Below are 1,641 nucleotides of genomic sequence, written 5' to 3'. Positions count from 1 at the left end.
CCCGGCCGGGGACCGGGATCCGGAGTGGTTCAAACGTGCCGTCTTCTACGAGGTCCTCGTCCGCTCCTTCCAGGACAGCAACGGCGACGGCATCGGCGACCTGAAGGGCCTGACCTCCAGACTCGACTATCTGCAGTGGCTGGGCGTCGACTGCCTGTGGCTGCCGCCGTTCTTCAAGTCCCCCCTGAGGGACGGCGGCTACGACGTCTCCGACTACACCTCCGTCCAGCCGGAATTCGGCGACCTGGCCGACTTCGTGGACTTCGTCGACTCCGCCCACCAGCGCGGCATGCGCGTGATCATCGACTTCGTCATGAACCACACCAGCGACCAGCACCCGTGGTTCCAGGAGTCCCGCAAGAACCCCGACGGCCCCTACGGCGACTACTACGTGTGGGCCGACGACGACAAGCAGTACCAGGACGCCCGGATCATCTTCGTGGACACGGAGGTGTCCAACTGGACGTACGACCCGGTGCGCAAGCAGTACTACTGGCACCGCTTCTTCTCCCACCAGCCGGACCTGAACTACGAGAACCCGGCCGTCCAGGAGGAGATCCTGGCCGCCCTGCGTTTCTGGCTGGACCTGGGCATCGACGGCTTCCGGCTGGACGCGGTGCCGTATCTGTACCAGCAGGAGGGCACCAACTGCGAGAACCTGCCCGCCACGCACGCCTTCCTCAAGCGGGTCCGCAAGGAGATCGACAGCCAGTACCCCGACAAGGTGCTGCTGGCGGAGGCCAACCAGTGGCCCGAGGACGTCGTGGACTACTTCGGCGACTACGCCTCCGGCGGCGACGAATGCCACATGGCCTTCCACTTCCCCGTCATGCCCCGCATCTTCATGGCCGTCCGCCGCGAGTCCCGCTACCCCGTCTCCGAGATCCTCGCCAAGACCCCGCCCATCCCCTCCGGCTGCCAATGGGGCATCTTCCTGCGCAACCACGACGAACTGACCCTGGAGATGGTCACCGACGAAGAACGCGACTACATGTGGGCCGAATACGCCAAGGACCCCCGCATGCGCGCCAACATCGGCATCCGCCGCCGCCTGGCCCCCCTGCTGGACAACGACCGCAACCAGATCGAACTGTTCACCGCCCTGCTGCTGTCCCTGCCCGGCAGCCCCATCCTCTACTACGGCGACGAGATCGGCATGGGCGACAACATCTGGCTCGGCGACCGCGACGCCGTGCGCACCCCCATGCAGTGGACCCCCGACCGCAACGCCGGCTTCTCCTCCTGCGACCCCGGCCGCCTGTTCCTGCCCACGATCATGGACCCGGTCCACGGCTACCAGGTCACCAACGTCGAAGCGGCCATGTCCTCCCCCTCCTCCCTGCTGCACTGGACCCGCCGCATGATCGAGATCCGCAAGCAGAACCCCGCCTTCGGACTCGGCTCCTACACCGAACTGCCCTCCTCCAACCCCGCCGTCCTGGCCTTCTTGCGCGAACACGAGGACGACCTGGTGCTGTGCGTGAACAACTTCTCCCGCTTCGCCCAGCCCACCGAACTCGACCTGAGCGCCTTCCACGGCCGCCACCCCGTCGAACTGTTCGGCGGCGTCCGCTTCCCCCCCATCGGCGACCTGCCCTACCTGCTGACCCTGGCCGGACACGGCTTCTACTGGTTCCGGCT

1 protein-coding gene is annotated in these 1,641 nt (G+C 66.5%); it reads left to right on the top strand.

What is annotated here, in order from left to right:
* Nucleotides 1-1,641 (top strand): maltose alpha-D-glucosyltransferase (gene treS / locus ABD224_RS28940; protein ID WP_344055240.1); only part of this gene is annotated, 1,641 nt, incomplete at both ends.

Source organism: Streptomyces thermoalcalitolerans, assembly GCF_039525155.1.
GTDB classification, from domain to species: Bacteria; Actinomycetota; Actinomycetes; order Streptomycetales; family Streptomycetaceae; genus Streptomyces; species Streptomyces thermovulgaris.
The sequence above is the reverse complement of the archived record's forward strand: the minus strand, read 5'-3'. Positions and strand labels throughout refer to the sequence as shown.